The organism is Bradyrhizobium sp. AUGA SZCCT0283, from assembly GCF_018130385.1.
Lineage (GTDB): Bacteria > Pseudomonadota > Alphaproteobacteria > Rhizobiales > Xanthobacteraceae > Bradyrhizobium.
Map to the genome: position 1 here is coordinate 74,054 of NZ_JAFCLU010000018.1, position 26,872 is coordinate 100,925.

The following is a 26,872-nucleotide window of genomic DNA, read 5'->3' on the forward strand; positions in this document are numbered from 1 at the left end:
TCAGACCGCCTCCGTTAACTGCAGGCTTGCGCCGCTCAAGGCCCTCGACATCCGGCGCGTGTTACCCGTCACCCGTTGCGCAAAAAAAATCCGGCCGTCTCCCGAAGCCGCGCAGATACGCTGCAGCACCGAATTCACCATCTCCGGCGCAAATGCCTTGCCGAGGCGGCGGCGTTCATTTTCCGGGGGGCTATAGCTGCGGCGGAGCGCCGAACTTGTCTTGTAGCCAAGCGCCCACCGGATCGCCTCCGCCGCGACGCCGCGAAGCGACGGTTGCGGCGGCGTCGAGGCGCCGCCGCGTTTTCCGCCACGCGCGGCCGCGATCGCGTCGAGAACCGCCTCTGTGACACGCGACGAGTTCGCGCCATCGACCGCGGTAAAGAGGTCGCCGATGATCTGTTGCCGAAATTGCTCGGTATCCTTGGCAACCGAAGGCAGCCGGCCATCGAGCCCCTGCTGCACCAGTTCGATGAGGTCGGACTCTGACCCGGCGCCACGACTGACCCGCGTCGCGGCGTCCAGTCGCAGCGATGGCGTGTTGAACCACTCCATGCTTAGGGGTTCCACCTTCAGCATCGTGGCCTCGATCGCGGTGGAACAATTCTGATGAACCAGCAAGCGCGCGCCGCTGATCCACTCCAGCGAGGTGCCGTCCTGACGCACATGAAAATTCGGCAACTTGGTGAGCACATCGTAGGAGGCGATGTTCTCGAACGGATGCGGGCGCAGGACAAACTGGACGTCCTTGAAGTGCTTCGCCAGCCTGGTCGATGTCTCAAGCACCGACCGGTAGGCCTGGCCGGCGTCGATAATGAACTGGCGCGCGAACTCCCGCGAAAAGCCCGCCTGCACCATCGCGTCCTCCTCGTCCGAAGAACTATCGGAGAAGCGTGGATTGGCAACGGGAAAATTGGTGTTGATGAGCACGTAGCCGGGCTCGATCGACGGCTTTGGCAGCGCCGCGCGCCAGGGCTCCGCGCAGAAATCGTAACGGGGACATCCGGTCGTATGAAGCAGCGCCGCCGGCACCGTGCCGCGGCGCAGGAAGGCCGCGTGCTGGGCCCGCCCCCAGACGCAATAGAGGTCCACAAGATCGGTGCAGCCGACGCTCTTGACCATTTCGGCAAACTGATCCGGATTCTTGCCGCCGATTCCCTCGGTATCGAGCACGCCGACCAGAATTCCCGCGCGCTTGTAGGACTTGATCAGATCGGCATTGTTGGGCCTTGTATAGTTCACCAGCACCATATCCGGACGCAGCGCCGGCACGTCGAAACCCTGCTCATACATGGGTACCAAGGTAACGGTCACCGCTTTGGTTGCGAGTTGCCGGCCCAGCAATACCAGTCCCTCGAGATCGCGAAGCGGGTTATCGACGATCAGGCAGACATGCGGCTTGTCAGGCACGGGCGCCTCTCGGCAATTCCTGCGACGGCGCCACATTGTCATCGGGCGACGTCAGGAGCTCCCAGCTCATCGGCGTGCCGCGGCGCACCGCGCGGCCCACGCGCATGCCGATCAGGCTCTCGAAATATTTGGGCGGCAGGCCCAGGCCCGGACGGATGATTCTCAAATTGTTTTCCGTCAGAACGTCACCGGCGGCAAGATCCTCAGCCACGTACAGCGAACGGCGGAAGATTTGCGACTGATGCTCTTTTTCGGTCAATCCGTAATAGACTTGGCCCAGCGCCAACCAGGCGCGTTCGGTCTCGACCACCAACGCCGCCATTTCGTCGGGCTCCATGGAGAACGTCGAATCGACCCCGCCATCGGCGCGCGACAGCGTAAAATGCTTTTCGATGACGCTGGCGCCGAGCGCAACGCTCGCGACGCCCGCCGCGATGCCAAAGGTGTGGTCCGAAAGCCCCACCTCGCACCCGAACAATGCACGCATATGCGGGATCGTCAGGAGATTGGTATCGGAAGCCGCTGCCGGATAGGTGCTCGTACATTTGAGCAGTACCAGGTCCTTACAGCCGGCCTCCCTCGCGCAGCGAACGGCTTCGTCGACGTCGGCGACGGTCGCCATGCCCGTTGAGATAATCATCGGCTTGCCGGTCGCGGCAACCTTGCGAATGAGGGGCAGATCCGTGTTTTCGAACGACGCGATCTTGTAGCAGGACACGCCGAGCTGCTCGAGAAAATCGACGGCGGATGCATCGAACGGCGTCGAAAACGGAATCATGCCAAGCGACCGCGCGCGTTCAAAGATCGGGGCGTGCCACTCCCACGGAGTGTGCGCTTCCTGGTAGAGCTTGTGGAGCGATCTACCCTTCCACAGGCTGTTGGGATCGTCGATGAAGAACTCGTCGCGGCTGAGGTTCAGCGTCATCGTGTCGGCGGTATAGGTCTGCAATTTCAGCGCATGCGCTCCGGACTTGGCGGCGGCATCGACGATTGCCAGCGCACGGTCGAGCGATTGATTATGGTTGCCCGACATTTCCGCGATGATGAACGGCTGGTGCGAGCGACCGATCGCGCGGCCCGCAATCATGATTGTCTCACTCATCGGAAGCTCCAGCTTTTTCAATACGTACGAGATAGCGATGGCCGCGCAGGTGGAAGAATGCCGGAAAGCGCTGCGAGTCCGCTACCCTCAACAGGTCGAATTGCTCGGCGATCGAGCGCGACGGATCGAGCCGGGAGTCTTCCGGCGTGCGACGGCGATAATAGCTCGGCGGCCGGTCATCCTGAGGCACGGGCGTTCCGGACCCAATGATCTCGAGCGCATGGTCCATCAATTCCAGCTCTATGGCGAACAGTCCCTCGTTGATCTCCTCGCTCAGCTCGTGCCCTTCGAGCACCAGGGGCCGCTGCGCCCAGATGGCGCCGGTATCAACCAGGTCCTGTGCCTCGATCAGGGACACGACGATGCGATTCTTTCCCTCGAGTATCTGCCATATATGCGGGGACCAGCCGCGTCCTTCCGGAAGATCGCTCGCATGAATGACAAGCGTCGTTCCATACTTCTGTCGGTCCGCGGCCGAGATGATCTCATGGCACGAGATCAGGAAGAGAACATCCCCGCCGGTCAGCTCGCTTTTTTGCCGAACCAGTTCGACCCTGTGATTGGCCGCTGCGCCCCTCACCCACTGCTCCAGATGTGGATAGACCGGGTGCGTCGTGCTCGAGCAGAGAACTGAAACCTTCATTATCGACCATCACTGGCGATTCCGCGGAATTGTGGAACCCTGCCGAAGCGCAATTAGCATAGAAAATGCGGTCAAACACCAGTTAAGAACGCCTGCGATCACCGATGGAATTGGCCTGGTTTGCCCGCTGCCGGGTCACCCCGAACCACGTTTTCCTGGTCCGTCAGCCTTCGGCTGCGGCCGGTTCTAGACGCTATCCAGCGATCGCATGGCTTTCCGCACCCGGGAGGTGCCCAGCCCGTCGACAAGCGCTCGGGCGGCCTGTCCCATCGCGCGGGTCCGCGCGGGATCGTCCAGCATCGACCGGAGGGTTCCCGCAACCTGATCCACCGTGACCGAACCCGCTGAACCGAGATAGGCGGCCGCGCCGCAACCGGCGAGTGCGGTCAACGCGCCGGTCTGATTATCGGCGATATCAACCGCGATGGTTGGCAGCGCGAGACAGCAGCGCTCCCAGCTCATCACGCCGCCCGCCCCGATCGCGAGGTCGGCGCGCGTCATCAGTTCGGCCATGTTGTCCGCGCCACGGTGCAACTCGGCGAGCGGCATTTCCCGGCAAAGATCCGAAATCGAATCGGCGTGCGGATTGCTCAGTCCGATCGCGACGTCGACGGCAAGCCAGGGCAGCGACAGGCTTTTGATGGCGGATAATGCCTTCGCAGTCTCGTTGCCGGGATCGGAGCCGCCGTAGCACACGAGGATGCGGCCCACCTTGCCGCTCCGCTCCGTCAGCGATTCGCGTTGCCTTGCGAATTCCCGGCGAAGCAATGCATAGGCCGGACCCAGCAGCGGCCGGCAAGTTGGAGGCAAGTGACCGCGATAACGATGCTCCATGTCCAGAACCAAATTCTGGTCAAGCAGGATGTCGCAGTCGTGGTTCCGATCGGCAAGGTCATCGATCGCAAGGATGCGAGGCGCACATTTGCGCTGCATGCGCTCCCATCTCGCATCAAGTGCATAGTGATCGACGATGAGCCAGTCGACCGTCCCGATGCGATCGATCGCGTCCAATGTCTGCCCGGCGTCTTTTTGCCAGGTCGTCGGCAGCCAGGGCGCATAGGCGGTTCCGTCTGCCTCCGGAGCGTCCGGACGGCGGTCGGGATCCGGCAGCAGCCGCACGGAATGCCCCTCGCCTTCGATCAGGCTTGTCAGGCGAGCCGCATGGCTGCGCAACAGGAAGAATACGTTTGCGCCGTCGTCGGCCAAATCGCGGGCCAGGCTGAGGCACCTCATGAGATGCCCCATGCCCATTTCGGTGGAAGCATCGACGCGGACGACGACCCGTTGCACCGCCTTCATCAAGCTGGCCTTGGATATTTCGGATGTCTGCTCATGGAGAAGGTCGACCCGTCACAATGGCCGTGCTATCCGCCGACCCACGAACCAGCCGCCAATGTCCGGTTCAGGTCGCGCCGTAGCGACACTTGAACCATCGCGCCACACTCTATAATCCCGGACACCAGCAAAGCAACAATCCAGCAAGATATGCCCCCGCGCAACGACAATATGATCCTGATCACCACGCTCGCCGAATATCAGACCCGGTTCTGGATTCCCGTGGCGCAGCGCTTGCGCCGCGCGGGGAGCGAAGTGCAACTGCTTGCATTCGACGATCGCAGCGCGGAAATGGCGGAGGCGCAAGGTATCCCGGTCGTCAACATGTACCGGACCGGCCTTCAGGATGGCGCCCCGGTCGATGACCCCCAGGCCTTTGCGGCAAGGATCGCCGATTACGGCCTGGATGGAACCAACTTCCTGTTCAGCCACGAACGCGTCACGTTTGGCATTCGCGATACCGCCGCGCTACGCCGGCGGTTCATGATCTACACCAACGCAATGGAAGTCGCGCTCGACCGCCTGGCGGCCGCGGGGCGGCAGGCGATCGCGGTTCAGGAGCTCGGCGGATTCCTCTCTGTCATCGCCTGCTTCTACGCCGCGAAGAAGCGCGGTGTCCAAAACTGGTTCATCGAGCCGTCGTTCTTTCGCGGCAGGCTTTACTATACGCCGGACAGTCTTGCTGCCCCCGATACGATGCGGACGCCGGCGGACGCGGTCTCCACTGACGTGCGCGCCTACCTTGACGAAACCTTGCGGCAGCAATCCATTGTGATTCCGCAAAAGGACCGGCACCAATATTCGGCGGCGTTCAACAAGATCGCCAACGCGCGGAACGCGCGCCGCCTGGTCGAGAAGCTCTGGGACCAGTTCGCACTCGGCAAGCATCAGGAGTTCGGACATAACCTCCGCCACGCCCGGGCGCATGCCGCCATGGCGGTTGGCGCGACGCGGCTGCGAAAACTCTATCGCCCGATGCCGGACGCGCCGTTCGTCTACTACCCCCTGCACGTACCGGCCGACATGGCGCTGACGCTTCGCTCGCCGGAGTATCTCGACCAGGTCGCGACCATCGACTTCCTGCTACGCACCATTCCGGATACGCACGTCCTCGTCGTGAAGGAGCATCCGGCCCAGATCGGCGCGATTCCCGCCGGCCGCCTGTTCGAACTCGCGCGCCGCTTCGATAATTTCATCCTGCTGCCGCCGCAAACCAACAATTACACCGTGCTTGGCCGCGCCGATGCGATTGTCTCGGTCAACAGCAAATCGGGCGCCGAAGCGGTGCTGCTCGGCAAGCCCGTCGTGGTGATGGGCGATGCATTCTATCGCTCCTGCCCGCTGGTGTTCGCCGTCGATCGTCTTGCGGACGTTCCGCAGCGGCTTCGCGACGCCCTGGCCGCGCCGCCGTTCGACCCTGCCGATACCGCGCCCTATTTCGAAACCGCCTGGCGGCAATCGTTTCCCGGCGAACTTTATATCAGCGATCCCAAGCAGCTCGACACATTTTCGGGTTCGTTGCTGTCTGCGATCAGCGAACCGCGCCGCGCGGATTGAAAGGCTTCTCCATGGCGCTCGTTTCGATCATCACCCCATCGTGGAACGTGGCGCCGCTGATCGGCGAAACCATCGCCTCGGTTCAGGCCCAAACCATGACGGACTGGGAGCTATTGATCGCCGATGACTGTTCGACGGACCAGACCGCCGCGATCGTGGAAAGCCACGCAGCGCAGGATCCGCGGGTCAAGCTGATCCGCCAGCCCCGCAACGGAGGTCCGGCGCTGGCCCGCCAGGCCGCGATCGAGCGGGCACAGGGCCGCTTCATCGCGTTTCTCGACAGTGACGATCTGTGGCTGCCCGCCAAGCTCGAGCGGCAGATCGCCTTCGCGCAAGCGAAGCGTGCGGCGCTGAGCTATACGGCATTCCGCCGCATCAACGAGACGGGATCGGTCACCGGCCGCCTGATCGAGATGCCGGCCTCGTTGAACTATGAGCAACTGCTCAAGAATACCTCGATCGCCACCCTGACGGCGCTCGTCGATCGCGACGTCGCGGGCAACATCGCCATGAAGAACGAGCCGTATGACGATTTCTGCCTCTGGCTGAGCATCCTCAAGCCGGGACATGTCGCCCACGGACTCAACGAGGACCTCGCCCGCTACCGCGTGCGGGGCTCATCGGTCTCCAGCCGCCCACTCCGGTCCGCCGGCTGGGTCTGGCACATCTACCGCAACGTGGAGCAGCTTTCGCCGATCAAATCCGCTTGGTGCTTCGCGCATTGGAGCGCGCGCGCCTGGCTGAAGCGGCGAGAGTTCTGACGAACGAGCCCCTCCAGACCGTTTCGAATTCGAAACCCCGCACGGGTCCGAGACCGGATGTTGGGCGTAGTTGCTGCATCGGTGACCCGCCAGCCCTCCCGTTCCCTTCGGGCGACCGGCCCGGCCGTCCTTACAATCAGCGCGACTGAAACCAGCCAGGAGCACGCGCCGCCGGACAGCTCGCGCGCGAAATCGCCTCCATTGGGGCGCGCCTGGGTTTCGCTCCCGCTGCAAGGCAGGGCGAACTGTTCCATCAGGGACTTACCAGGGGATTTCGGTATTATAGCACCGCATTGCCGGACAATGCTATTGGCGAACTTTGCCGTTGCCGATACCACTCCGCCAGCCCGTCACATGACGTGACGCAAGCCAGCCGCTCGAATCGGCAACCCGGGAATCACGATGGCGTTTGACCGAAACTACAACGACAGCCGCATCCTCGTCACCGGCGGCGCGGGCTTCATCGGATCCCACCTCAGTGAACGGCTGCTCGCCGCGGGCGCGGAAGTGGTGTGTGCGGACAACTACTTCACCGGCAGCCGCAAGAACATTGCCCACCTGCTGTCAAACCCGATGTTCGAGGCGATCCGGCACGACGTGACGTTTCCGCTCTACATCGAGGTCGACGCGATCTTCAACCTCGCCTGCCCTGCCTCCCCGATCCACTACCAGCGCGATCCGGTGCAGACCACCAAGACCAGCGTGCATGGCGCGATCAACATGCTAGGTCTCGCCAAACGTCTGCGGGCGCCGATCTTTCAGGCCTCGACCAGCGAGGTCTATGGCGATCCCCTGATCCATCCGCAGACCGAGGATTACTGGGGCAACGTCAATCCGATCGGGATTCGCTCGTGTTACGACGAGGGCAAGCGCTGCGCCGAGACCCTGTTTTTCGACTATTGGCGGCAACATGCCCTGCCGATCAAGGTTGCGCGCATCTTCAATACCTATGGTCCGCGGATGCAGCCAAACGACGGCCGGGTCGTTTCATCCTTCATCGTCCAGGCGCTGAAGGGCGACCCGATCACCGTGTTCGGCGACGGCGGCCAGACCCGCTCGTTCTGCTATGTCGACGACCTCGTCGAGGCGATTACCCGGCTGATGCTGACCGGCGAAGATTGCACCGGACCGCTCAATCTCGGCAACAATTCGGAATTCACCATTCTGGAACTGGCTGAGAAAGTGATCAGTTATACAAATTCGCGCTCGAAGCTCATTTTCGAACCGCTGCCGCAGGATGATCCGCGGCAACGCCAGCCTGATCTGTCGAAGGCGAAGGCGCTGCTGAATTGGGAACCGAAGGTTGCGCTCGCTGACGGTCTGAAGGAGACCATCGCTTATTTCAGGCGCTCGCTCGAACTGTCGTAGGTCGGACGGAGCCAATTTCGTTTTAGTCACCTCGCACGGCGGCGCGATGTCCATGATGCACTCGTCAGAAAGCAGGCGCGCTCCAGACATTATGGAACGCATTCGGCTGGCGTCCGGCTCGCGCTTCAGCCTGTACGTGCTGGTGTGCCTTCATATCATCATTTACTGTACCTCGCTAGTCCAGGTTGCAAATTGGCAATCGTACATGTTGTACGAAGCCACGCTGGTCAACTACGCGATTGCTGCGGTCGGAGCTTTTTCTACCGTCTCGCTATTTTTCATATTCGCCCGCTTCAGCTTTGGTTACTTCGTCGGCTTCAGCCTGTTCACGATGGTACTCGGCTTCATCTGGCTCAACAACTTCTCCAAACTCAACTACAATCACGGGATGGCGGGCCTTTCGGCCGCCGCTTCGGCGGTGCTATTTCTGTTTCCCGCCCTCCTTGTCAAGGCGCCCGCCAAACAGATGTACGTGCTGTCGCCTCGTGCCCTCGAATACTTTCTGAAGTTCATTCTGGTGCTGGCGCTGGGCACGATCGCGGCGGCCTCATTCTACAATTTCAGACTGGTGTCGATCAGGCAGATCTACGATTTTCGCAACGAACTCAATTTTCCGGCGCCGATACGTTACCTGACCGGAATTGTATCCACCGTGCTGCTGCCGTTCGCCTGCGCCTGTTATCTGGCGCTCAATCGCCGCTGGTGGGCTGCCGTGCCCCTCATTCTGATGCTGCTGTTCTTTCCGATCACGCTCAGCAAATTTGCGCTTTTTTCGACGGCGTGGGTCGTTATCTTGCTGGTGCTTTCGAGGATTTTCGAGCCCAGGGCCGCAACCATCCTCTCGATTCTCCTGCCGATGCTTCTCGGCGTGATCCTGATGGCAGCGTACCTCAACAGCTATACGCTGTATTATTTCGGCCTAGTGAATATCCGAATGATGGCGACCCCATCCAGCGCCATGGATATCTACAACGACTTCTTCTCAAGTCACCCGCTCACCTGGTTCTGCCAAATGTCCTTCCTGAAGCCGTTGATGAGCTGTCCCTATCAAGAGCAGCTATCGATCGTGATGGAGAAGACCTACCGGCTCGGCAACATCAACGCGTCCCTGTTTGCGACAGAGGGGATCGCCTCGGTCGGACTGTATCTCGCGCCGCTGGTGGCGCTCGCATGCGGACTTGTCATCGCGCTCGGCAACCGCGTGTCGGCCGGACTGCCGCCGGAATTCGTGCTGATCTCGGCTGCGCTGCTTCCCCAGACCTTTCTCAATGTGCCCTTTACGACGGCATTATTGACACATGGCGCCGGGTTCCTGTTTCTGCTGTGGTACATCATGCCCCGCACGATGTTCGATCGAAAGATCGAAGCTGCGGCTTCGTGACCGGAGGGGTTCGATGCAAAGCGTTCTGATCACCGGCGGCGCAGGCTTTATCGGCCAGAACCTGGTGCACGCGTGGCGGGCCGCGCGGCCGGCCGACCGCCTGACCGTGGTCGATGCGATGACCTATGCGGCCAATGTCCGCAGCCTGGAGCCGCTGATTGCCGATCGCAGTATCCAGTTCGTGAAGGGCGACATCGGCGACGCGGGGCTGATGCAGCGCCTGTTCGACGAGCGCAAATTTTCCCGCGTGGCGCATCTCGCCGCCGAGTCGCATGTCGACCGTTCGATCAGTGATCCCGAAGCCTTTCTGCAGACCAACGTGCTCGGCACATTCACGCTTCTGAAGGCGGCGCTCGATTGCTGGCGCGCGGCGGCGATGCTCAATGAGGCGCGATTTCTCCACGTTTCGACTGACGAAGTCTATGGCTCGCTCGGCCCGATCGACCCCGCCTTCACGGAAGCCTCGCCCTATCGTCCGAATTCGCCTTACGCGGCGAGCAAGGCGGGAAGCGATCACCTGGTCCGTGCCTTTGTCGCGACCTATGGCATGCCGGCGCTGATCACGAACTGCTCCAACAATTACGGCGCCTATCAGCACCCGGAAAAACTCATTCCGCTGATGATCATCCATGCGCTGGAAGGCAAGCCGCTGCCGATCTATGGCGACGGCTCCAACGTCCGCGACTGGCTGCACGTGTCAGATCATTGCGACGCTCTGATGAACGTGATCGAGCGCGGCCGCACCGGCGAAACTTACAATGTCGGCGGCGGCAACGAGCGCAACAACCGCGACGTGGTGGGAGTGATCTGCGATACGATCGATGCCGCCTTCGCAGCTAACGCTCGCCTCGCCTCGCGCTTTCCGTCCTGTCCCGCAGCTAGCGCCAGCTCTTGCCGCACGCTTGTCACCTATGTAACGGATCGCCCCGGCCACGATCACCGTTATGCAATCGATGCCACTAAGCTAGCGACCGAACTCGGCAACCGATGCAGCGTCGGTTTCGAGAGCGGACTGAACCAGACCGTGCAGTGGTATCTCGACCACGAGCCATGGTGGCGTGACGTCATCAGCGGCTCCTACCAGGCGTGGATCGACAAGAATTACGGCTTCCGGCGCACGGTCTAGCCATTCATGCGCATCCTCGTGCTCAATGCGGACTACCCGCGCTTCCTGAGCTGGCTGTATCGCCGCCAGCCAGGACTCGGAAGCGCCGGTTACGCGGCCCAGATGGCGGCGCGGAACGCCAGCCTGTTCGGCGTCGCCGATTTCTACTCGCGGAATTTTTCCGCCCTCGGCCATTCGGCGGCAGAGATCCACGTCAACAATGCCTGGCTGCAGACGGCATGGGCGCGCGAGCACGGGATGAACGTCGTAACAGCGGGCCCCGCCACCCCGAGCGGCAGCTCCTCGCTTCCAGCCTGGCTGCAACGCGCCGTGACGCCGTTGAAGCCGATGCTGCGGCCATTGGCCCGCAAGGTTGGCCTCAGCCCCAGCCTTGATGCGCAGGCCGAGGCAATCCTGCTGGCCCAGATCGAGGATTTCAAACCTGACGTGGTGCTCAACCAGGACACGTTTCACGTCGACCCGCAGCTGATGCGGCGCATCAAGGCGATCGGCAACCCGATCCTGATCGGGCAGATCGGGATCGCGCCGTCGCGCGGCGTGGACTGGTCCGTCTACGATCTGATGATGTCGCAGCTGTCGGCGACGGTGGATTTCTTTCGTCGTCTCGGCGTGCGCGCGGAAGTCAATCATCTGGCGTTCGAGCCCGCCCTGCTCGAAGCGCTGCCGCCGGCGCCCGCCATGGACATCGGGGTTTCCTTTGTCGGCACGGTCTCGCCGGACCACCAGCAGCGGATCGCGCTGCTCGAGGCCGTTGCCGATCGTTACGATCTCAAGCTGTTCGGCAACACGCCGCGGACGCTGCCAGCCTCCTCCCCGCTGCATCGCTGCTTTCAAGGCGAAGTCTGGGGCGCCGAGATGTATCAGGCGCTGCGGCGATCGAAGATTACGCTCAATTCCCACATCGACATGGCGGGACGGGAAGCCGGAAACATGCGGCTGTTCGAGGCCACCGGCGTCGGCGCTTTCCTGCTGACTGATTTCAAGGACAATCTGCATACCTTGTTCGCGCCGGATCGCGAGGTCGCGGTATGGCGCTCGGTCGACGATTGTCTCTCAGTTATCGACAGTGCGATCGGCGCCGCCGAGAGCCGCGCGACGATCGCCCGCGCGGGCCAGGCCAGAACCATGGCGCAACACACCTACCGCCATCGCGCCGCGGAGATCCTGGGTTTCGTCGAAACGTTGCGGGCGCCGCGATGAAGCTGCCGCGCCTTGTCAGGCAGATCGGCCAGCGCGTCGTCAAGGCGGCGCCGATCCTGCGCCGGCATATCCTGACCTCGACCGACTACAAGGTGCTTGGCGGCGTCGACGAGGTACGTCGCGCCGCCGCATCGTCCGAGGGCTGGCTAGCGGCGCGCACCGTGGCCCGTCAGGAACGCGCCTACCTCGCATTGATCGGCGACATGAAGAATGGTGAACCGCGGCTCGATTTCACCGTCGCCGCCGAGGCCGTCATGGCGACAGGCATTGCCGTCCCCCGCCTGCTCGAGGTCGGTTGCGGCAGCGGCTATTATTCGGAAGTGTTTGCCGATCTCGTCCCCGGCGGCGTCAGCTATACCGGCATCGACTATTCGGAGGCGATGATCGCGCGCGCCCGTGCCCGTTATCCGTCCGTTACTTTCGCGGTGGCGGACGCGACCCGGCTGGCGTACCCGGACGATGCATTCGACATCGTCTTCAACGGCGTGTCGCTGATGCACATCATCGACTATCAGGCGGCGATCCGCGAAGCCGCGCGCGTCGCCGGGCGTTACTGCGTGCTGCACACCGTTCCGGTGTTCGACGACTACCAAACCACCTATTTGAGCAAATTTGCCTATGGCGCGCCGGTCGTCGAGATCGTGTTCGGCAAGAGCGAATTGATGTTGCTTTGCCGGGACGCCGGGCTGCGGCTTGAGCGCGAATGGCCGTGCATCCCCTATGACGTATCCGAGGTGACGGGCCATCACTCGACGACCGAAACCTACCTGTTTTCGAAGGCGCGCTGACCGGGGGGTGAACATCCGCGGAATCATAGCGGCGCGATAATCGTCCTTACGAAGGGGCTGAGCACGTTGTCGATCAAGGCAAGCTCCTTGATCTGGCCAAGACTCGCCCAGCAAAACATCGCCATGTCGGACTCGATCACGTTCTCATCATCGACAAAGACGATGATGTTCTCGTTCGACTTGCGCCAGAACCGGCCACCCTCTTCATTGTGCTCTGCCCGATAGATGATGCGAACGCCGGACTTGGCGGTGAGCACCTCCAGCATCGGCGAAAGCTTTCCACCATGCGCGCGCCTGATGTTGGACCACGTGCTTTGAACGGAGGGAGAGAGCTGAAGCACGCCAATATTTCCCGGTTCCGCCTTGGCGTACAGCAGGAACTGAACACCCTTCTCCGGCGTCTCGCGCGCGATCAGCCCGAGAAGCCCGCCCTCCGGCTGGGTGTAGATTGGCTGGTCCCATGACGCGACCTCGCGCAGGTCGCCGCTCTCGATCCGAACGCCCTCGACCCCGAAAAACTGCCCGGTCTTGTGCCGCACATTGCCTTGCGCGTCACACGACCAGCCGCGAACCTCATCGAGCCCGATCAACTCGGCCTTGAACCGGATCGCCCGGCAGCGCTCTTCCCGCCACGCCAGGATCGGCGCGGGATCCGTCGGCTCGATCGCTTTGGAAGCTGCGAGCCGCCCGCGAAACCAGTCGAGATGCGCGCGCTCGGCCATCAAACCACGTCCCTGAGCACTTCGATCACGGTATCGATTTCCTCGTCCTTCAGGTGCGGATACATCGGCAGCGAGAAAATGCACTGCGCCTTGCGCTCCGCAACCGGAAACTGCCCCTCACGATAGCCGAGATCGGCGCTGCCCCGCATGGTGTGAATCGGCCAACGATAGGACACATTACAGTTGATGTCGCGCTTCGCCAGCCGCTCCAGCACCCCGTCGCGGTCCGTTGGGTGTTCTACCACGTAGACATAATAGGAATGGCGGCTATGGGCGCTCTCGCGCGGCAGCACGAGGCCGCTTCCGGCGAGACCCTGCTTGTAGCGCGCGGCGATCTCCCGCCGCCGCTCGATCCAGCCATCGATGCGCGGCAGTTTCAGCGACAGGATCGCAGCCTGCACCTCATCGAGACGCGAATTGTAACCGTGGCGCTCGGAATAGTACTGCGTTTCCATGCCATAGAAGCGAAGGCTGCGCGCCAGCCGGATCGCCGCCTCGTCGTTGCTCAACACCATGCCGCCGTCGCCATAGGCGCCCAGCACCTTTGTCGGGTAGAACGAGAACGCCGAGGCATGACCGACGCTGCCGGATTGATGATTTTTGTAAAGCGCGCCCTGCGATTGCGCGCAGTCCTCCATCACCTTCAGCCCGTGCCGCTTGGCAATCGCCATCAGCGGATCGAGATCGACGCACTGGCCGTACAGATGCACCGGCACGATCGCCTTCGTGCGCGGCGTAATCGCCGCCTCGACCTGATCGACATCCATCAGGAAATCGTCTTCGCGCACGTCGACGAACACCGGCCTGGCCCCGAGCGTACGGATGGCCGAGACCGTCGGCACGGCCGTATTGGGCACGGTGATGACTTCGTCTCCGGCCTTGACCCCCAGGGATGCCAGCGCGATGTAGATCGCGTCAGTTCCGCTGTTCACGCCGACGCCGCCCGCGACCCCCAGATAGGCGGCCATCTCGCGCTCGAATTTGACGCCTTCCTGTCCGAGCACCAGCCGGCCCGAGCGAAACACCCGATCGACGGCAGCGAGTATCTCGTCGCGCAGTTCGTCGTATTCCCGCAGATAGTCCCACACGTTGATTGGCATTGTCTCTCACACGCGCTGATGCGCCGGATTCTGGGATGCGAGCGCCGTCGCGATCATGTCCCGGCATCGGGCATCGCTCAAGAGATCACGGTGAAAGCTCTCGTGATCGCCGCCGTCGATCGCCGACGCCACCGCTGCAAGGAAGCGAGCAAAGGTATCGGCTGGCTCGAACGTCACGACATCATCGACATTGCGTACGCGCCGGCGCCATTCCATCTGATGATCGGCGGGCGGGGTAAAGACGCGCTCTATTAACACAGACCCCGAATGGCCCACAACGAGCAAGCGATTCTGATACTCGCCCTCGAAGCTGAAATGGCCGGAAAATGCGCCGCCATTGCCGAGCCGGGCCAGCACCGAAAAGCCCATGTCGACACCGGTTTCCGGATGCCGGCCGCCGGCCAGGGCCGTGATCTCCGACGCCGCCCCGCCGCCGAGGATTCGCGTCGTTGCGGCGGCATAGGGCCCCATGTCCAGCAGGCAGCCGCCGCCCAGCTCGCGATGATTGCGAAAATTGCCGATCGGCAACGGCGGAATGATGAATTGCGCGGCTGCCTGCGTCAGCGGACCGTGCTCGGCGACGAAGGCCGCAAGCGACTCGAATTGCGGATGATGGCCGAACACCGTCGCCTCCGCGACGGCGCGATTGACGCGCCGCGCCTCGTCAACGGCGCGCTCGCTGCCCGCCAATGTCATCATCGCCGGCTTGTCGACCACGACGTGCTTGCCGGCGGCCAGCGCCGCCATCACCCAGTGCTCATGCATCGCATTCGGCAGCGAAAGATAGACGAGGTCCGAATCGCTGTCGCGCAACGCCGCGGCATAATCGTTGAAGAAGCGGCCCTGCTTCGGCCAGCCTTCAGGCTGCGGCCGGCTCTTGCTTGCGATCGATATCTGCGCAATGGCTTCGACTTTTGCCGCGGCTGGTATCACCCGCCGCTCGACGATCGAGGAATAGCCAAGGATCAGCAGCCGCATGTGCGAAGAATCTCTCAAAGGAATTGCTCGGACTACCGGGCCGCGATAGCCCGGCCGGTCAGAATATCAAGGCCCCGGTTGGCTATCATTCTCGTCTTCCGGAACGCATTGGATAGGCGATCGCCAGGCGTGGTGACAACCGGCTTTCGGATTGTCTCGATCTGTTGCTCTTTCAGAAGAGGCACCACCACCCGTTCCGCTTCCGCGAGCGCCGCCGTGTAGGGCTCGTATAGTTTGTGCTTCATCAGGCTGGAAAACGGCGCATGATACAGCCGGTGGCTGTTGAAGTAATACCCGCCGCTGCGCTTGACCCCGAAAAAATGAAAGAACAGCAGCTTGTATCGCTGCTCGATCTCGACCTCGCCGTCGTTCCACTGCAGATGATAATCGGCAAAATTCCAGGGCGCGAGATTGGCCCCGAGATGCGATATGACATGGACGCCGCCAAACATTTCCGGCAATCGATCAAGGTAGCGCTGGTCAGCGAAGCGGTCACCCTCCACCCGGTCATAGCACCATTCGATGCAGCGCTCGCGCCACCAGCGCAAGGCCTGGATCCCGTCATCGCGTCTGCGAACGCTGACCCAGCCGACATTGTAGAGTCCGAACCTGCGCTGGCCTTCCAGCCCGCGGGCGAAACGATGCGGAACGATGCCGAACGCCGCGTCCTTCATTTCATCGTAGATCGGATCGGGTGACGCGAAGAAGAAGAGATCGCTGTCGAGATAGGTGACCCACTCCGCATCCGGCTTGCTGTTCAACACGAAAAGCATCCAGGCCGGAGAACACGTGAAATAATACTCGATCAGGCTGCGCGTGGACCGCGTGGCCGCGACGTCGGGGTTGGCGCATTCGAAGTCCGCCAGCCGCACCGGTATCAGATTGGGCAGATCGAGCACAGTCAGAGCCTGGTGACAGGCCTCGCTCAGGCACAGCACCCAGAGCTCCGCACCCGGCGCATGCCGCTGCAACGAACGGTAGAGCGCCAGCCCGCGTGGCAGGTAGTTGTGATCGAAATAGGTACAATAGGCGCGGTTGGCCATGATCCCCGTCGCAGCTCAGGTCGCGAATTGCGCCGGTGCGTCACCGACATTGCGTCGGAAAGCGCCGCAATGGGCCATTCCTATCGCACCCGCTGCGATGGTGCAACGCGCGCTTGTTCGCATAAACCATTGAAATATTTCCGTTATGAGGAACGGAAAGCATTTTGTGCGCCGGTTGGCGCGTGCTAACGAGGCCCCTCCACCCTCGCCAACCATGAAGAGTTCGGCGCATGAATCGCAAAGGCATCATTCTGGCCGGCGGCCGCGGCACGCGGCTTTATCCGCTGACGCTCGCGACCTCGAAGCAGCTATTGCCGGTCTACGACAAGCCGCTGATCTATTATTCGCTCACCACGCTGATGATGGCGGGCTTGCGCGAGCTTCTGATCATCACCACGCCGGAGGAAATCGACCAGTTCAGGCGCCTGCTCGGTGACGGACGGCAATGGGGCATCGAGATTTCCTTTGCCATCCAGGATCATCCCGGCGGCATCGCGGAAGCTTTCCTGATCGGGCGGGATTTTCTCGCCGGCGGATCCTCCGCGCTGATTCTGGGCGACAACATCTTCTATGGCGACAATCTGCGGGCGCTGCTCCGCACCTCCGCGCAGCAGAGCCGCGGCGCGACGGTGTTCGCGTGCTGGGTCGACGATCCCGAGCGCTATGGCGTCATCGAGTTCGATCTTTCTCATCGGCCGTTGCGGATCGTGGAGAAGCCGAAAGCGCCGAAATCCAACTACGCCGTGACCGGTCTCTATTTCTACGACGAACGCGTCGTCGACGTCGTGCGCGAGATGAAGCCGTCGCCGCGCGGGGAACTCGAGATCACCGACGTCAACCAGTGGTACCTGGAACGCGGCGAGCTTCACGCCGAACGTTTCGGCCGCGGCTACGCCTGGCTCGACGCCGGCACGCATGAATCGCTGCTCGAGGCATCGCAGTTCATCCACATCGTGGAAAAGCGCCAGGGACTGAAAATTGCCTGCCCGGAGGAAATCGCGTTCAGCCAGGGCTTCATCGACACCGAGCAGTTGCTGCGCCTCGCCGAGCCGATGAAAAACACCGGCTACGGCCAATACCTCATTCGCCAGGCGACGATTCCGCGCTAGCGCGGTATGGCTGCAGTCAGTCTGGTGCGCACCCTTTCGATCACGAGCGGACTGGCCGCCACCGCAACGATTGCCAGCCATAGCCCGCATTCAACGAAGAACCGCAACGGTTCTGCCAGCGGAATGGCCAGCCGGATCGCCGTTCCCAGTGCCCAACCGGCAAGCGTCACCGTGACCATCACCGCGGCCAGGAACAACAAATGCCGCAGCGGATGCTGCAGCGTTTGCCGAATGATGGTCCGTCCCAACACACCGAACTGGATCAGGAGCTCGCTGGCGACGACAGCAATGGCCGCCCCAAGCAGGCCGATCGAGGGAATCAGGATCGCCGACAGCACGAGGAACAGGACGAGCTGCAGCGCCTTGGCCCGCAGCAACAATTGCCCTCGATCGCTGTAATTCGCGTAGCCCACTGCGAGGATCGAGGGGGCCACCGCAACCGTACCGATCAGCAACACAAAGGTGAGCGGGCGGTCGTAAGGGATGGCCCCGTGCGTCCAAAGCGCGAAGAAATCCTGCCAGAACGGCAAGAGGCCCGAGACCACCACGCTCGCCAGCAGCGCCACCAGCACGGAACCGCACGCGTAGAGGCTCTGCAGCCGCTGCCAATCGCCGACGGCATAATCGTGACCGAGTTCGGCGGCCAGGGGAAGGGTCGTCTGGATGCAAAGCACCCGTATCAGCCCGGCAACGACACGGGTCAGGCCCCATTGCGCTACCGCGACCCGGTCGGACACGAGCGCGCTGACCAGCAGTACCGGCAGATTGAGCAATGCGAGATCGGCGGCGCTTGCGACCGCGAACGGGACCGCTTTGCGGAATTGGCCGGCGATCCAGCCCGCCGAACACGTTGCGCGCAGCCCGCGCAAAAACGGAAACAGCCGCGGGGCATCCGACATCAGGAGATAGGCCGCAACCAGCACTTGCGCCGCGACATAGACGAGGGTGACGTAAAACAGGCTTTGGCTCAGCGCGACGGCCACGAGTTGCCCAAGCAGGGCTCCAAGCATCCCGAGATTGACGAACTTGACCGCCCTTCCGTAAAGACCGCGCGCGCGGTAAAGCGCCGCTGCAATATTGACCGGCAGCGTGAGGAGCGTGCCAACGATCATCGCGCCGAAGGCCAGGTCAAATTGCGCGATCGCGCCAAAGCCCAGCATCGCAGAGGGCGGAAGCACATGAATGAGAATCAGCGTGACGACAGCGAGCGTCCCCGCCAGCCCAAAATAGATCCGCCGCAATTCGGCATAGAACTGCCCGGTACGACGATCGCTGTCGACGCTGGACTTGAACGCAAGAAAACGGTTGATCGCGCGAAATTGCAGCCCGGCATCAACGATCAGAACGAGATTCCCGGCGGCATAGATCGCCAGCCACGCGGCGAGCACGTCGTTCGACCAATAGTGCAGGAAGATGGGGACCAGCGCGACCTGCTGCGTGATTCCCAACGCCATTTGCAGGAGATTCGCCGACCAGCCTTCCGAGAGACGGCGCGCGCGGCTTGGGGAACCGGTCATCGACGCCCTCTCCGGAACGGTGCGCTCCAATGGCATGCGGTCAAGACGGCAATGGCCTAGCCATACATTTCGACCGGGGTCTGGGACGCCACAAAATACAGGTTGTGCCGCGTCGGATAGATGGTGTCCCACACGCGCACGAATTTGAAATGCGGCGTGAAGAAGCGCCGCAGATCTTCCTTGTCCTTGAATTCATACTCGTGAAGAGCATTGCTCTTCTTGCCGGTCTTGTCTTCGGTGAGCGTATAACCGCTGAGGATGCCGTCAGCGCCGAGGCGCTCGACGATCGCGCCCATGATGGTATCGATTTCCTTTTCGGTAAAATGCTCGATCGCCGCATCCCACACGATGTTGTCGAACGGCCCCTCCGGCAATCCGGCGCGGATGTCCTGCTTGATGAACGTGATATTTGGCGCGGAATTGTACCGCCTGGCGTGGGGGATTGCATCCTCGTCGAAATCGAGAGCAATGATCGACCGGGCTCTGGTCGAGTAGAAGTGCCTTGCATTGAAACCGTCGCCGCAGCAGATCTCGAGCATCCTCGAATTCTCTTTGAGGACAAGCCGGGAAAACACGCCGCGCTCGACCCACAGGCTGTTGTTCGTTGCGCCCCATTGCCAGTACTGATCGAGAAAATGATCGAACCACTCGGGCCTCGGCTTGACGCCCCATTGCACGGCAAACTGCGCAAAGTGGGTCCAACCGACCAACAGGCGCATGAACCAGTTGATACCCTTCAGGACGGATACCAGAAGCTGCTTCAACGAACATCTCCATCTTGATCGAAAAGTGCGGGATTCCGGGGCCGCTACGGCAAACGCTTTTCCGGCGTCACTAACGTATGCAACAACAATCAGCAAGCCTGCTGGGCGCGGCAGCTTCGACGCACCACGCGCTTTGGCGTCCGCGGCCGGCCAAGGCATCGGCGTCATTACAGCCAGGCGGAGATCGGCCGTTGATTCCCGGCGCAAAAACCGCCAATTTGCGCACGTTCGAACCAGGGACCCAACGCTCCCGGCAAGCACCAAAGTGAAACAGTGACAGCAGATTACATTCCGTTCAACCTGCCCTATGCCACCGGCAAGGAGATGATCTATGCAGCCGAGGCGCAGGGCAGCTACCACCTTTCCGGCGACGGGGCGTTCACCAAGCGCTGCCATCAATGGATCGAGGAACGAACCGGCTGCGCCAGGGCGCTGCTGACCCATTCCTGCACCTCCGCACTGGATATGGCGGCGCTGCTGCTCGACATCGAAAGCGGCGACGAGGTGATCCTGCCCTCCTACACCTTCGTATCGACCGCCAATGCGTTCGTTCTGCGCGGCGCGGTGCCGGTGTTCGTCGACATCAGGGAGGATACGCTCAATCTGGACGAACGGCTGATTGAGGACGCGATCACGACGCGGACGCGCGCGATCGTTCCGGTGCATTACGCCGGCGTCTCCTGCGAAATGGATTCGATCGCTGGGATCGCCCGACGCCATGACTTGAAAATCGTCGAAGACGCGGCCCAGGGCATCATGGCCGGTTACAAGAACCGGGCGCTTGGCGCGATCGGCGATCTCGGCAGCTTCAGCTTTCACGAGACCAAGAACATCATCTCCGGCGAAGGCGGCAGCCTGATGGTGCGGGATGAGGAGCTGGCGCAGCGCGCCGAGATCATTCGCGAGAAGGGAACCGATCGCGGCCGGTTTTTCCGCGGCGAGGTCGACAAGTACACCTGGCAGGATGTCGGCTCGTCATTTCTGCCGAACGAAATCACTGCCGCCTTCCTCTGGGCGCAGCTCGAAGAGGCGCAGCAGATCACCAATGAACGAGTGGTAATATGGCACCGCTATCACGCCATGTTGGAGCAGTTCGAACAATCGGAGTTGATCCGCCGGCCGATCATTCCCTCGGATTGCCAGCACAACGGCCACATGTATTACGTTCTTCTTGCCCCCGGGATCGATCGTCAGGCCGTTCTGAGCGAGCTGAAGAACGCTGGAATCCATGCGGTGTTTCACTACGTTCCGCTACACTCCTCGCCTGCGGGAATGCGTTTCGGGCGTGCGCATGGTGACCTTTCGCTAACGACCTCACTATCGGAGCGTTTGATTAGACTGCCGTTGTGGCTCGGCTTGAACGACTTGCAGCAGCAGCGAATCTGCGAGGTGCTCGGAGCCATCCTGAAGCGGCTGTCACCATCGCGGACGCCGCCCGAGTAGCCCCTTGCCTCACGTTAATTGAGGGGGCCAGACGAGGCGTGGCGCCGGTCAGCCAACCCGGGACGCCCTGTCTGTGCCTGGCGCCGGAGGCCGCCGATGGCCCCAGAAGCCATTTCGGCAGGCACTGGTGCTGGTCATCGGGATTACCCAGAGTTTCCAGCCGGTACTGCCGAAATGGCTTCTGGGTCACCTCTGCCTCGCTCAGAGTGGTCCGCTAGGCCTCCTACCCCAGGTAGAAATCCAGGGCGATCGACCTCGCAACCCGAGCGTGCTTATGGGAACAAGCACGTTCGGTCAGGTCCAACCCGCTAAATGGCTCGCGCAACCACAACCCGACTTCCGCCAGCCGCCCATCGAACGCCGGCAAGGGTCATTGCAACTTCCGACTGCAATGCCCTAAGGAGAATCTGGTTGACGGTCGAATTCAATCTGAATTCGTATGCATCCTCGTCAGCCTTGTTCCGGCGGAGTCGGCTAGCAGCCATTAGGGGCAACAATAACGCCGTGAACGAGGACGAAAATAACACCTTGAACCCGTTTTGCCGAAGCTTTGCTTCCAGTTCTCCGCGGCGGTAGCGGCGCTGATGACACGCGACCTCGTCAGCCCTGCTCCACAGCCAAGGGTGTTGCGGGACGGTGACGATTATCCCTCCGCCCTCGAGCATCGAGGCCCGCATTCCCCGGAGGACCGCTTCGTCATCCGCGATATGCTCGATCACGTCGAACGCGCCAGTGAGGTCGAAGAGACTTTCGGCCGGAATATGTCGTGCATCCATTTGTATCAATTCCGCCTCGGACGGAAGTCGCCCTTTCGCATATTCCAGGCCCGCGGGATGCAACTCCGAACCAACGACCCGATCCCACTTTCGCGATTGGGCTATTGCACGCAGCACGAATCCCGTGCCGCACCCTACCTCCATGAAGCGCCGGGCCTCTGGAAAGTACTTATTCATGAGACCCACAATGAGTTCATTGCGGGCGATGAACCAGAAATGCTCAGCCTCGAGCTGCGAAAGCTCATCGAACGACTTCGGATCGAATCCGTTGATCGTGTCGGCGAGATCCGGTGCAAACATAGACACGCCCCGCTGATGTGGAACTATGTGGCCGCAGGCATTGCATGGGCGTCCAAGCGGCCAGATCGGCTCGCCAGCAAATACCGGTTGAACCGACGCGCAAGCAGGGCAGCGACGCCCGGATGGGGACAAATCAGGCATTTATTTGTTTGCCGTGAATGGAGCCGAAGATAGAGTTGATATAGTCCGAATAGCACATTCGTGCGCCATTCTGGCAAGCCATTCAAGTTGTGGGTTTTGAGCTGTATGACCACCAGGATGCAAAGATGATCGATGCAAGAACGGCACCTTCCGGCAAGTCCTCCAGTCGCGGGACGCCAGTTGCTGAAGACAATCCAGAGCCGACCTGGTCATTTGTAATTCCGGTCTATGGCTCACCGGAAAGCCTCGAGCCGCTCTGCAGTCGGATCAAGGAATCTTGCGCAGGGATACGTTACGAGTTGATTTTGATCGACGATCGCTGCCCAAAGGGCTCTTGGCAGGAGATAGAACGACTGGCGGCGACCGATCCAGCCATTCTCGGTATCCGGCTTTCGCGCAATTTTGGGCAACACGCCGCTATTCAGGCAGGATTGTCCCGCGCAAAAGGCGAATGGGTGATCGTAATGGATTGCGATCTTCAGGACAGACCTGAAGAAGTGCCACGACTGTGGGCCAAAGCACTTGAAGGGTTCGATGTCGTAAGGGCCAAGCGTGTCACGCGAAACGATCCGGTACATCGCCGCTTCCTTTCGCGCGCGTTCTATGCGCTCCTAAGCTACCTCACTGATACTCATCAGAACCCCGAGTTTTCCAATTTTGGGATCTACAATCGAAGAGTCATCGAAACCATCACCGGCTGGGAAGAGGAATCCAAGTATTTTCCGGCGATCGTATCCTGGGTGGGCTTTTCGCAATCGACCCTGTCGGTTGAACAAGACCCCCGATTTGTAGGCCGGTCCAGCTATACCATGCGGAAACTTCTGGCGCTCGCACTGAACATCATCGTTGGCTTCTCGGACAAGCCGTTGAAGATAGTCATGGCCAGCGGCTTTCTGATGGCCCTGTTCTCCTTCGGGATCTCGTTCTTTGTTCTGGCAGCGCATCTGCTCGGCACACTAACGGTGCAAGGGTGGGCCAGCATGGCGCTTTCTCTTTGGTTTGTCGCCGGCTGCGTTATGTTCTCGGTCGGCCTTACCGGCTTGTATGTCGGTCGAATCCTCGTCGAGACAAAGGGCCGTCCGACATTTATCATCGATCGCGAGATCACAAGCCAACCAACGAGTTCGGCAACGAAAAGCTACGGCCGCTCTATCGTGAGTCACCCCGCTGTTTCATAATGACAAAATCCGGAAAAATCGTCGTATGTGCAGCCGGAATGAAAGGCTTCGCTTTCGTGGAGGGCCTATTTCAAAAGGGCGTCCAGATCGATTCCATCGTGACTTATGCGCAGGCAGATGACCGAGCCAGGAGCTTTGAACGGTTGCGCGAGCTCGCAGCCGATCGTTCCATCCATCTACTGGACGCCCGTCGCCCGGCCATCCGGTCGGAGGACTTGACCTTCCTCGTCGGCTGGCAACACCTGCTATCACAAATCACGTTGTCAACTGTGGTGTTCCACGATTCTCTGTTGCCCCGATATCGCGGATTTGCACCGACGGTGACCGCACTAATGAACGGAGATCGCGAGATCGGCGTAACTGCCTTGCAGCCCAACGATAGCGTCGACGAGGGGCCAATTATTGCGCAGCGCTCCCTGCCGATTTCCTATCCGATCAAGATAGAGGCCGCGCTGACGCTGCAGGCAGCCTTGATGACGGATTTGGCTATCGACATCGTCGATCAGTGGCGGCGAAACCAGCTCTCGGTTACTCCGCAGCAGGAGAACCACGCGACATACAGCATCTGGCGTGACGAAGAAGATTATGAGATCGACTGGTCCGCTGATGCCCAAGCGATCGAACGCTTTGTGAACGCCGTTGGCTATCCCTATACCGGCGCCCGGACTACCGTTGGCGGTATCGAAACCATCAGAATTCTGGAAGTATCGGTGGTTTCGGACATGCGTTTCGAAATTCGAGATGCCGGAAAGATCTGGAAGCTTGATGATGGTAAACCCGTCATCGTCTGCGGCGCCGGGATGATTCGAATCGAGAAATGGCGACGTGAAAACGGAACGGAGTTCGCGTTTCAACGGTTACGGACAAGGCTCGGGCCCGCCAGACCGGCTTTGTAGCGGCGATCAGAGAAACCACTTGGTAAGTGGATCACTTTCCGATCTGAGGAAACGACACCCGCCACAAGCTGAAAGCTTCGGATGATCCGATAAGCCGCAGGCTCTCTGTCGGCTCTACCGACAATGCACGCGGCGCCATGACAAAGACAGGCCCTTTATCAATCAACGTCGCGGCAATGGCGACTACGTCCGCCAAGTCGAGTACGCCCTTCGATGCCGATTCAAAGGCGTGAAATACGTGCTGTCGCTGCGTCTCGATCTTGGCCTGAAGAGCCGGATCTGTGGCGCGTCCAGGTACATGTTGCATCATATACGCGTTGAGTGTCCGGATCGGATGACGCGCTACCCACCATATTGAAGCGCAATGCGTTCCGCGATAGATTGGAATGACAATTGCGGCCGAAGAGCCCTCAGCAGCACGTGCGAACAAGTCAGCGTCCTCCTGCTTCATGCAGGATGACAATTGCGGAAGATTCACTGAAGGTCCTTTGACAAGGCTGATCGCGGCCTCTGACCAGTGCCGGCCTAGCCAGACGATCGTATGAAGGGGCACCTGGGCCAAATGCAAGCAGCCCAAGAGCACGATCGCGACATAGGACGCAACTTTGATATGGCGTTGCCGGACACTCTCTAGAACCTTGCCTTCGATCATCAATTGCAGCCCGCGTCCAGCCAGAAGAACAAAGGAGATGTTGGAGAAATACAGGAATGAGATATGGCTGAACTCCGGTGCCTGAGTCAGGAAAAATCCGGACAACCCGGCTATTCCGCAGCCCAAAAGAAGAATGTCCACACCCCTCAGATGCCCGCGCATCTGAAGAAGGCAAGCGGGAAGTGCCGGGGTCAGGAACGCGGCCTGAAACATGGCTATCACGGCAAAACCGATCATGCCTGCAGGTATGCGGCCGACTCCAATCTTCATCAGCATGTGGGGTAGCGTCAGCAAGTCCTGACTCGCCAGGAAGGTGAACGGCTGCCAGGCGATTTTGACGGTGCCGGCTCCCGAAAATCCGTCTCCAGCCGTGAAGAAGAATTGCATGCCGGCCGCGAACCCAATCATCGTCGCAACCAAATCAACGGCATTCCCGGCGAGCGTTCCTTCCTTTCGCCAGGCCGATACAGTCAGCCGAAGAACCAGCGCACATAGCACGATAGGCGTGCAAACACCTCGAGCGCCGGTGGCCAAAAAGGCAAGCGCAATGAGTACAGCAATCCGAAAGCTTCTGCCGGCAACCGTCCTGCTTTGCTGTTCCAGGACAAACGCCAGGATTAGGAAAAACAATATGATGGCAAGAAAAGGCGAAAGGATAAGATTGGCGCCGTATGGCATGAAGCTGGCGAAGACAGCGCCCGAAACAGGCGCGATCCCGACTACCCAGTACACACAAAGCACCGCGAGGTATGAGATCCACCAGCTCAAGCCAACAACCGATCTGGCGAAAGCGACCATCAATACGGCCGAGGCTGCACCGAGCAGCGCGGGCCCATATGCGATTACCAGGACGTCGATGGACACGCCCGTTGTAACATTGATGCCCAGGAGCCAGAGGTGCGCAGCGTAATTGTAGGACCAGGGCGCATTCGGAAACAAAAAGTTCGGCGGTGGCCACCCGACCTCCAGCCCGCGAATGATCACCGCTTCAAAGGCGGTGTGCATGGAATACGACTCAGGGTCCGCGCTCGTGTAAAGAAATCCAAGCCCAACCAAGGCCGTACTGCAGAAGAATGCAGTGGAACCGATACAATACAGGCCGCTTCCGCTTCCTTTCCATGCGACGGGCATCGCAAAACGCGCTCGGAAAAGATCGGCTATCACGACTCCGCTTGCGGCAAGTGGCAATAAAAAGAGCAGTGACAACTGACCGAGCGGCCAAAGCAGTATGACCGCCAGGACATTCAGGGTAATGCCAAGTCCAAGCGCGAATGCGAAATAGACACCCGCCTCCGCTGTCTTCGGTAAGATGAACCGATAGAAGACCAGGCCGGGAAACAGGTTGAACAGAAATACGTATCCCAGAAACCTGATAGCCGCTGCCGTCGAGGGGTAAAGCGCATTCAGGCTGGTGAGCACGATGATGACACAGAGCGCCAGGGTAGCGACGGCGAGTACTATGAACCGCAATGCGTCTGGTCTTGTCCAGCAGATCATTCCCAACCTGTTCACAAATACGCTCAAACGAGTCAATCGCCCTGCACACTATGTTTCGGGAATGTATCGTTCAAGAGACTGCCAATAG

General features: G+C 60.8%; 23 protein-coding genes. 11 read left to right on the forward strand and 12 right to left on the reverse strand.

What is annotated here, in order from left to right:
- The 4 genes from JQ624_RS23560 to pseG form a co-directional block, all read right to left on the reverse strand.
- Positions 1-1,407, reverse strand: a complete 1,407-nt coding sequence (locus tag JQ624_RS23560; RefSeq protein WP_212421298.1) for a surface carbohydrate biosynthesis protein — start codon at positions 1,405-1,407, stop codon at positions 1-3.
- Positions 1,400-2,509, reverse strand: coding sequence for a pseudaminic acid synthase (gene pseI, locus JQ624_RS23565; protein WP_212421299.1), 1,110 nt, complete (start codon positions 2,507-2,509; stop codon positions 1,400-1,402). Before pseI ends, JQ624_RS23560 begins: the two co-directional genes overlap by 8 nt.
- Complete coding sequence (locus JQ624_RS23570) at positions 2,502-3,152, reverse strand: formyltransferase family protein (RefSeq protein WP_212421300.1); 651 nt, start codon at positions 3,150-3,152, stop codon at positions 2,502-2,504. Before JQ624_RS23570 ends, pseI begins: the two co-directional genes overlap by 8 nt.
- Positions 3,153-3,338: 186 nt before the next feature.
- Entirely contained in the window at positions 3,339-4,451 is a 1,113-nt protein-coding gene (gene pseG / locus JQ624_RS23575; RefSeq protein WP_212421301.1) for a UDP-2,4-diacetamido-2,4,6-trideoxy-beta-L-altropyranose hydrolase, read from the reverse strand.
- A gap of 186 nt (positions 4,452-4,637) precedes the next feature.
- Between pseG and JQ624_RS23580 the strand changes: the two genes are divergently transcribed.
- The 7 genes from JQ624_RS23580 (at position 4,638) to JQ624_RS23610 (ending at position 12,668) form a co-directional block, all read left to right on the forward strand.
- Positions 4,638-6,044 carry a capsule biosynthesis protein gene (locus tag JQ624_RS23580; protein WP_212421302.1) on the forward strand — a complete coding sequence of 469 codons (1,407 nt, stop codon included), beginning with the start codon at positions 4,638-4,640 and terminating at the stop codon, positions 6,042-6,044.
- A gap of 11 nt (positions 6,045-6,055) precedes the next feature.
- Entirely contained in the window at positions 6,056-6,805 is a 750-nt protein-coding gene (locus JQ624_RS23585; protein ID WP_212421303.1) for a glycosyltransferase family 2 protein, read from the forward strand.
- Positions 6,806-7,207: 402 nt separating this feature from the next.
- On the forward strand, positions 7,208-8,173 hold the full coding sequence (locus tag JQ624_RS23590) for a UDP-glucuronic acid decarboxylase family protein (RefSeq protein WP_212421304.1): 966 nt from the start codon (positions 7,208-7,210) through the stop codon (positions 8,171-8,173).
- 205 nt (positions 8,174-8,378) lie between these two features.
- Positions 8,379-9,554, forward strand: a complete 1,176-nt coding sequence (locus tag JQ624_RS23595; protein WP_249130017.1) for a hypothetical protein — start codon at positions 8,379-8,381, stop codon at positions 9,552-9,554.
- Positions 9,555-9,567: 13 nt separating this feature from the next.
- The gene (gene rfbB, locus JQ624_RS23600; RefSeq protein WP_212421306.1) at positions 9,568-10,680 is read left to right on the forward strand and encodes a dTDP-glucose 4,6-dehydratase; all 1,113 of its coding nucleotides are present in this window, start codon (positions 9,568-9,570) and stop codon (positions 10,678-10,680) included.
- 6 nt (positions 10,681-10,686) lie between these two features.
- Entirely contained in the window at positions 10,687-11,880 is a 1,194-nt protein-coding gene (locus JQ624_RS23605; RefSeq protein WP_212421307.1) for a glycosyltransferase, read from the forward strand.
- Positions 11,877-12,668, forward strand: coding sequence for a class I SAM-dependent methyltransferase (locus JQ624_RS23610; RefSeq protein ID WP_212421308.1), 792 nt, complete (start codon positions 11,877-11,879; stop codon positions 12,666-12,668). The genes JQ624_RS23605 and JQ624_RS23610 overlap by 4 nt, the downstream gene beginning before the upstream one ends.
- Before the next feature lie 23 nt (positions 12,669-12,691).
- On the opposite strand, the gene JQ624_RS23615 is transcribed toward JQ624_RS23610, so the two are convergent.
- The 4 genes from JQ624_RS23615 to JQ624_RS23630 are packed head-to-tail and all read right to left on the reverse strand — an operon-like array spanning position 12,692 to position 16,511.
- On the reverse strand, positions 12,692-13,390 hold the full coding sequence (locus JQ624_RS23615) for an NDP-hexose 2,3-dehydratase family protein (protein ID WP_212421309.1): 699 nt from the start codon (positions 13,388-13,390) through the stop codon (positions 12,692-12,694).
- Positions 13,390-14,490 carry a DegT/DnrJ/EryC1/StrS aminotransferase family protein gene (locus tag JQ624_RS23620; protein ID WP_212421310.1) on the reverse strand — a complete coding sequence of 367 codons (1,101 nt, stop codon included), beginning with the start codon at positions 14,488-14,490 and terminating at the stop codon, positions 13,390-13,392. Before JQ624_RS23620 ends, JQ624_RS23615 begins: the two co-directional genes overlap by 1 nt.
- Positions 14,491-14,496: 6 nt before the next feature.
- On the reverse strand, positions 14,497-15,468 hold the full coding sequence (locus JQ624_RS23625; protein ID WP_212421311.1) for a Gfo/Idh/MocA family protein: 972 nt from the start codon (positions 15,466-15,468) through the stop codon (positions 14,497-14,499).
- Between the two features lie 32 nt (positions 15,469-15,500).
- Entirely contained in the window at positions 15,501-16,511 is a 1,011-nt protein-coding gene (locus tag JQ624_RS23630; protein ID WP_212421312.1) for a hypothetical protein, read from the reverse strand.
- A gap of 230 nt (positions 16,512-16,741) precedes the next feature.
- Between JQ624_RS23630 and rfbA the strand changes: the two genes are divergently transcribed.
- On the forward strand, positions 16,742-17,620 hold the full coding sequence (gene rfbA, locus JQ624_RS23635) for a glucose-1-phosphate thymidylyltransferase RfbA (protein ID WP_212421313.1): 879 nt from the start codon (positions 16,742-16,744) through the stop codon (positions 17,618-17,620).
- On the opposite strand, the gene JQ624_RS23640 is transcribed toward rfbA, so the two are convergent.
- Together JQ624_RS23640 and JQ624_RS23645 are read right to left on the reverse strand one after the other, a co-directional pair.
- Positions 17,617-19,137 carry a lipopolysaccharide biosynthesis protein gene (locus tag JQ624_RS23640; protein ID WP_212421314.1) on the reverse strand — a complete coding sequence of 507 codons (1,521 nt, stop codon included), beginning with the start codon at positions 19,135-19,137 and terminating at the stop codon, positions 17,617-17,619. The two genes, rfbA and JQ624_RS23640, sit on opposite strands and share 4 nt — an antisense overlap.
- Before the next feature lie 56 nt (positions 19,138-19,193).
- Positions 19,194-19,901, reverse strand: coding sequence for a class I SAM-dependent methyltransferase (locus JQ624_RS23645; RefSeq protein ID WP_212421315.1), 708 nt, complete (start codon positions 19,899-19,901; stop codon positions 19,194-19,196).
- 273 nt (positions 19,902-20,174) lie between these two features.
- Here JQ624_RS23645 and rffA point away from each other — a divergent pair, with 273 nt between their 5' ends.
- Positions 20,175-21,344, forward strand: a complete 1,170-nt coding sequence (gene rffA, locus JQ624_RS23650; protein WP_212421316.1) for a dTDP-4-amino-4,6-dideoxygalactose transaminase — start codon at positions 20,175-20,177, stop codon at positions 21,342-21,344.
- Positions 21,345-21,652: 308 nt separating this feature from the next.
- On the opposite strand, the gene JQ624_RS23655 is transcribed toward rffA, so the two are convergent.
- On the reverse strand, positions 21,653-22,420 hold the full coding sequence (locus JQ624_RS23655) for a bifunctional 2-polyprenyl-6-hydroxyphenol methylase/3-demethylubiquinol 3-O-methyltransferase UbiG (RefSeq protein WP_249130018.1): 768 nt from the start codon (positions 22,418-22,420) through the stop codon (positions 21,653-21,655).
- 266 nt (positions 22,421-22,686) lie between these two features.
- Between JQ624_RS23655 and JQ624_RS23660 the strand changes: the two genes are divergently transcribed.
- Together JQ624_RS23660 and JQ624_RS23665 are read left to right on the forward strand one after the other, a co-directional pair.
- Positions 22,687-23,739: a glycosyltransferase family 2 protein gene (locus JQ624_RS23660; RefSeq protein WP_212421318.1), complete on the forward strand. Its 1,053-nt coding sequence runs from the start codon at positions 22,687-22,689 to the stop codon at positions 23,737-23,739.
- Entirely contained in the window at positions 23,739-24,635 is an 897-nt protein-coding gene (locus JQ624_RS23665; RefSeq protein WP_212421319.1) for a methionyl-tRNA formyltransferase, read from the forward strand. The genes JQ624_RS23660 and JQ624_RS23665 overlap by 1 nt, the downstream gene beginning before the upstream one ends.
- A 31-nt stretch (positions 24,636-24,666) precedes the next feature.
- Here the strand turns inward: JQ624_RS23665 and JQ624_RS23670 are convergent, their stop codons facing one another.
- Entirely contained in the window at positions 24,667-26,784 is a 2,118-nt protein-coding gene (locus tag JQ624_RS23670) for a hypothetical protein (RefSeq protein WP_212421320.1), read from the reverse strand.
- Between the last annotated feature and the right edge of the window lie 88 nt (positions 26,785-26,872).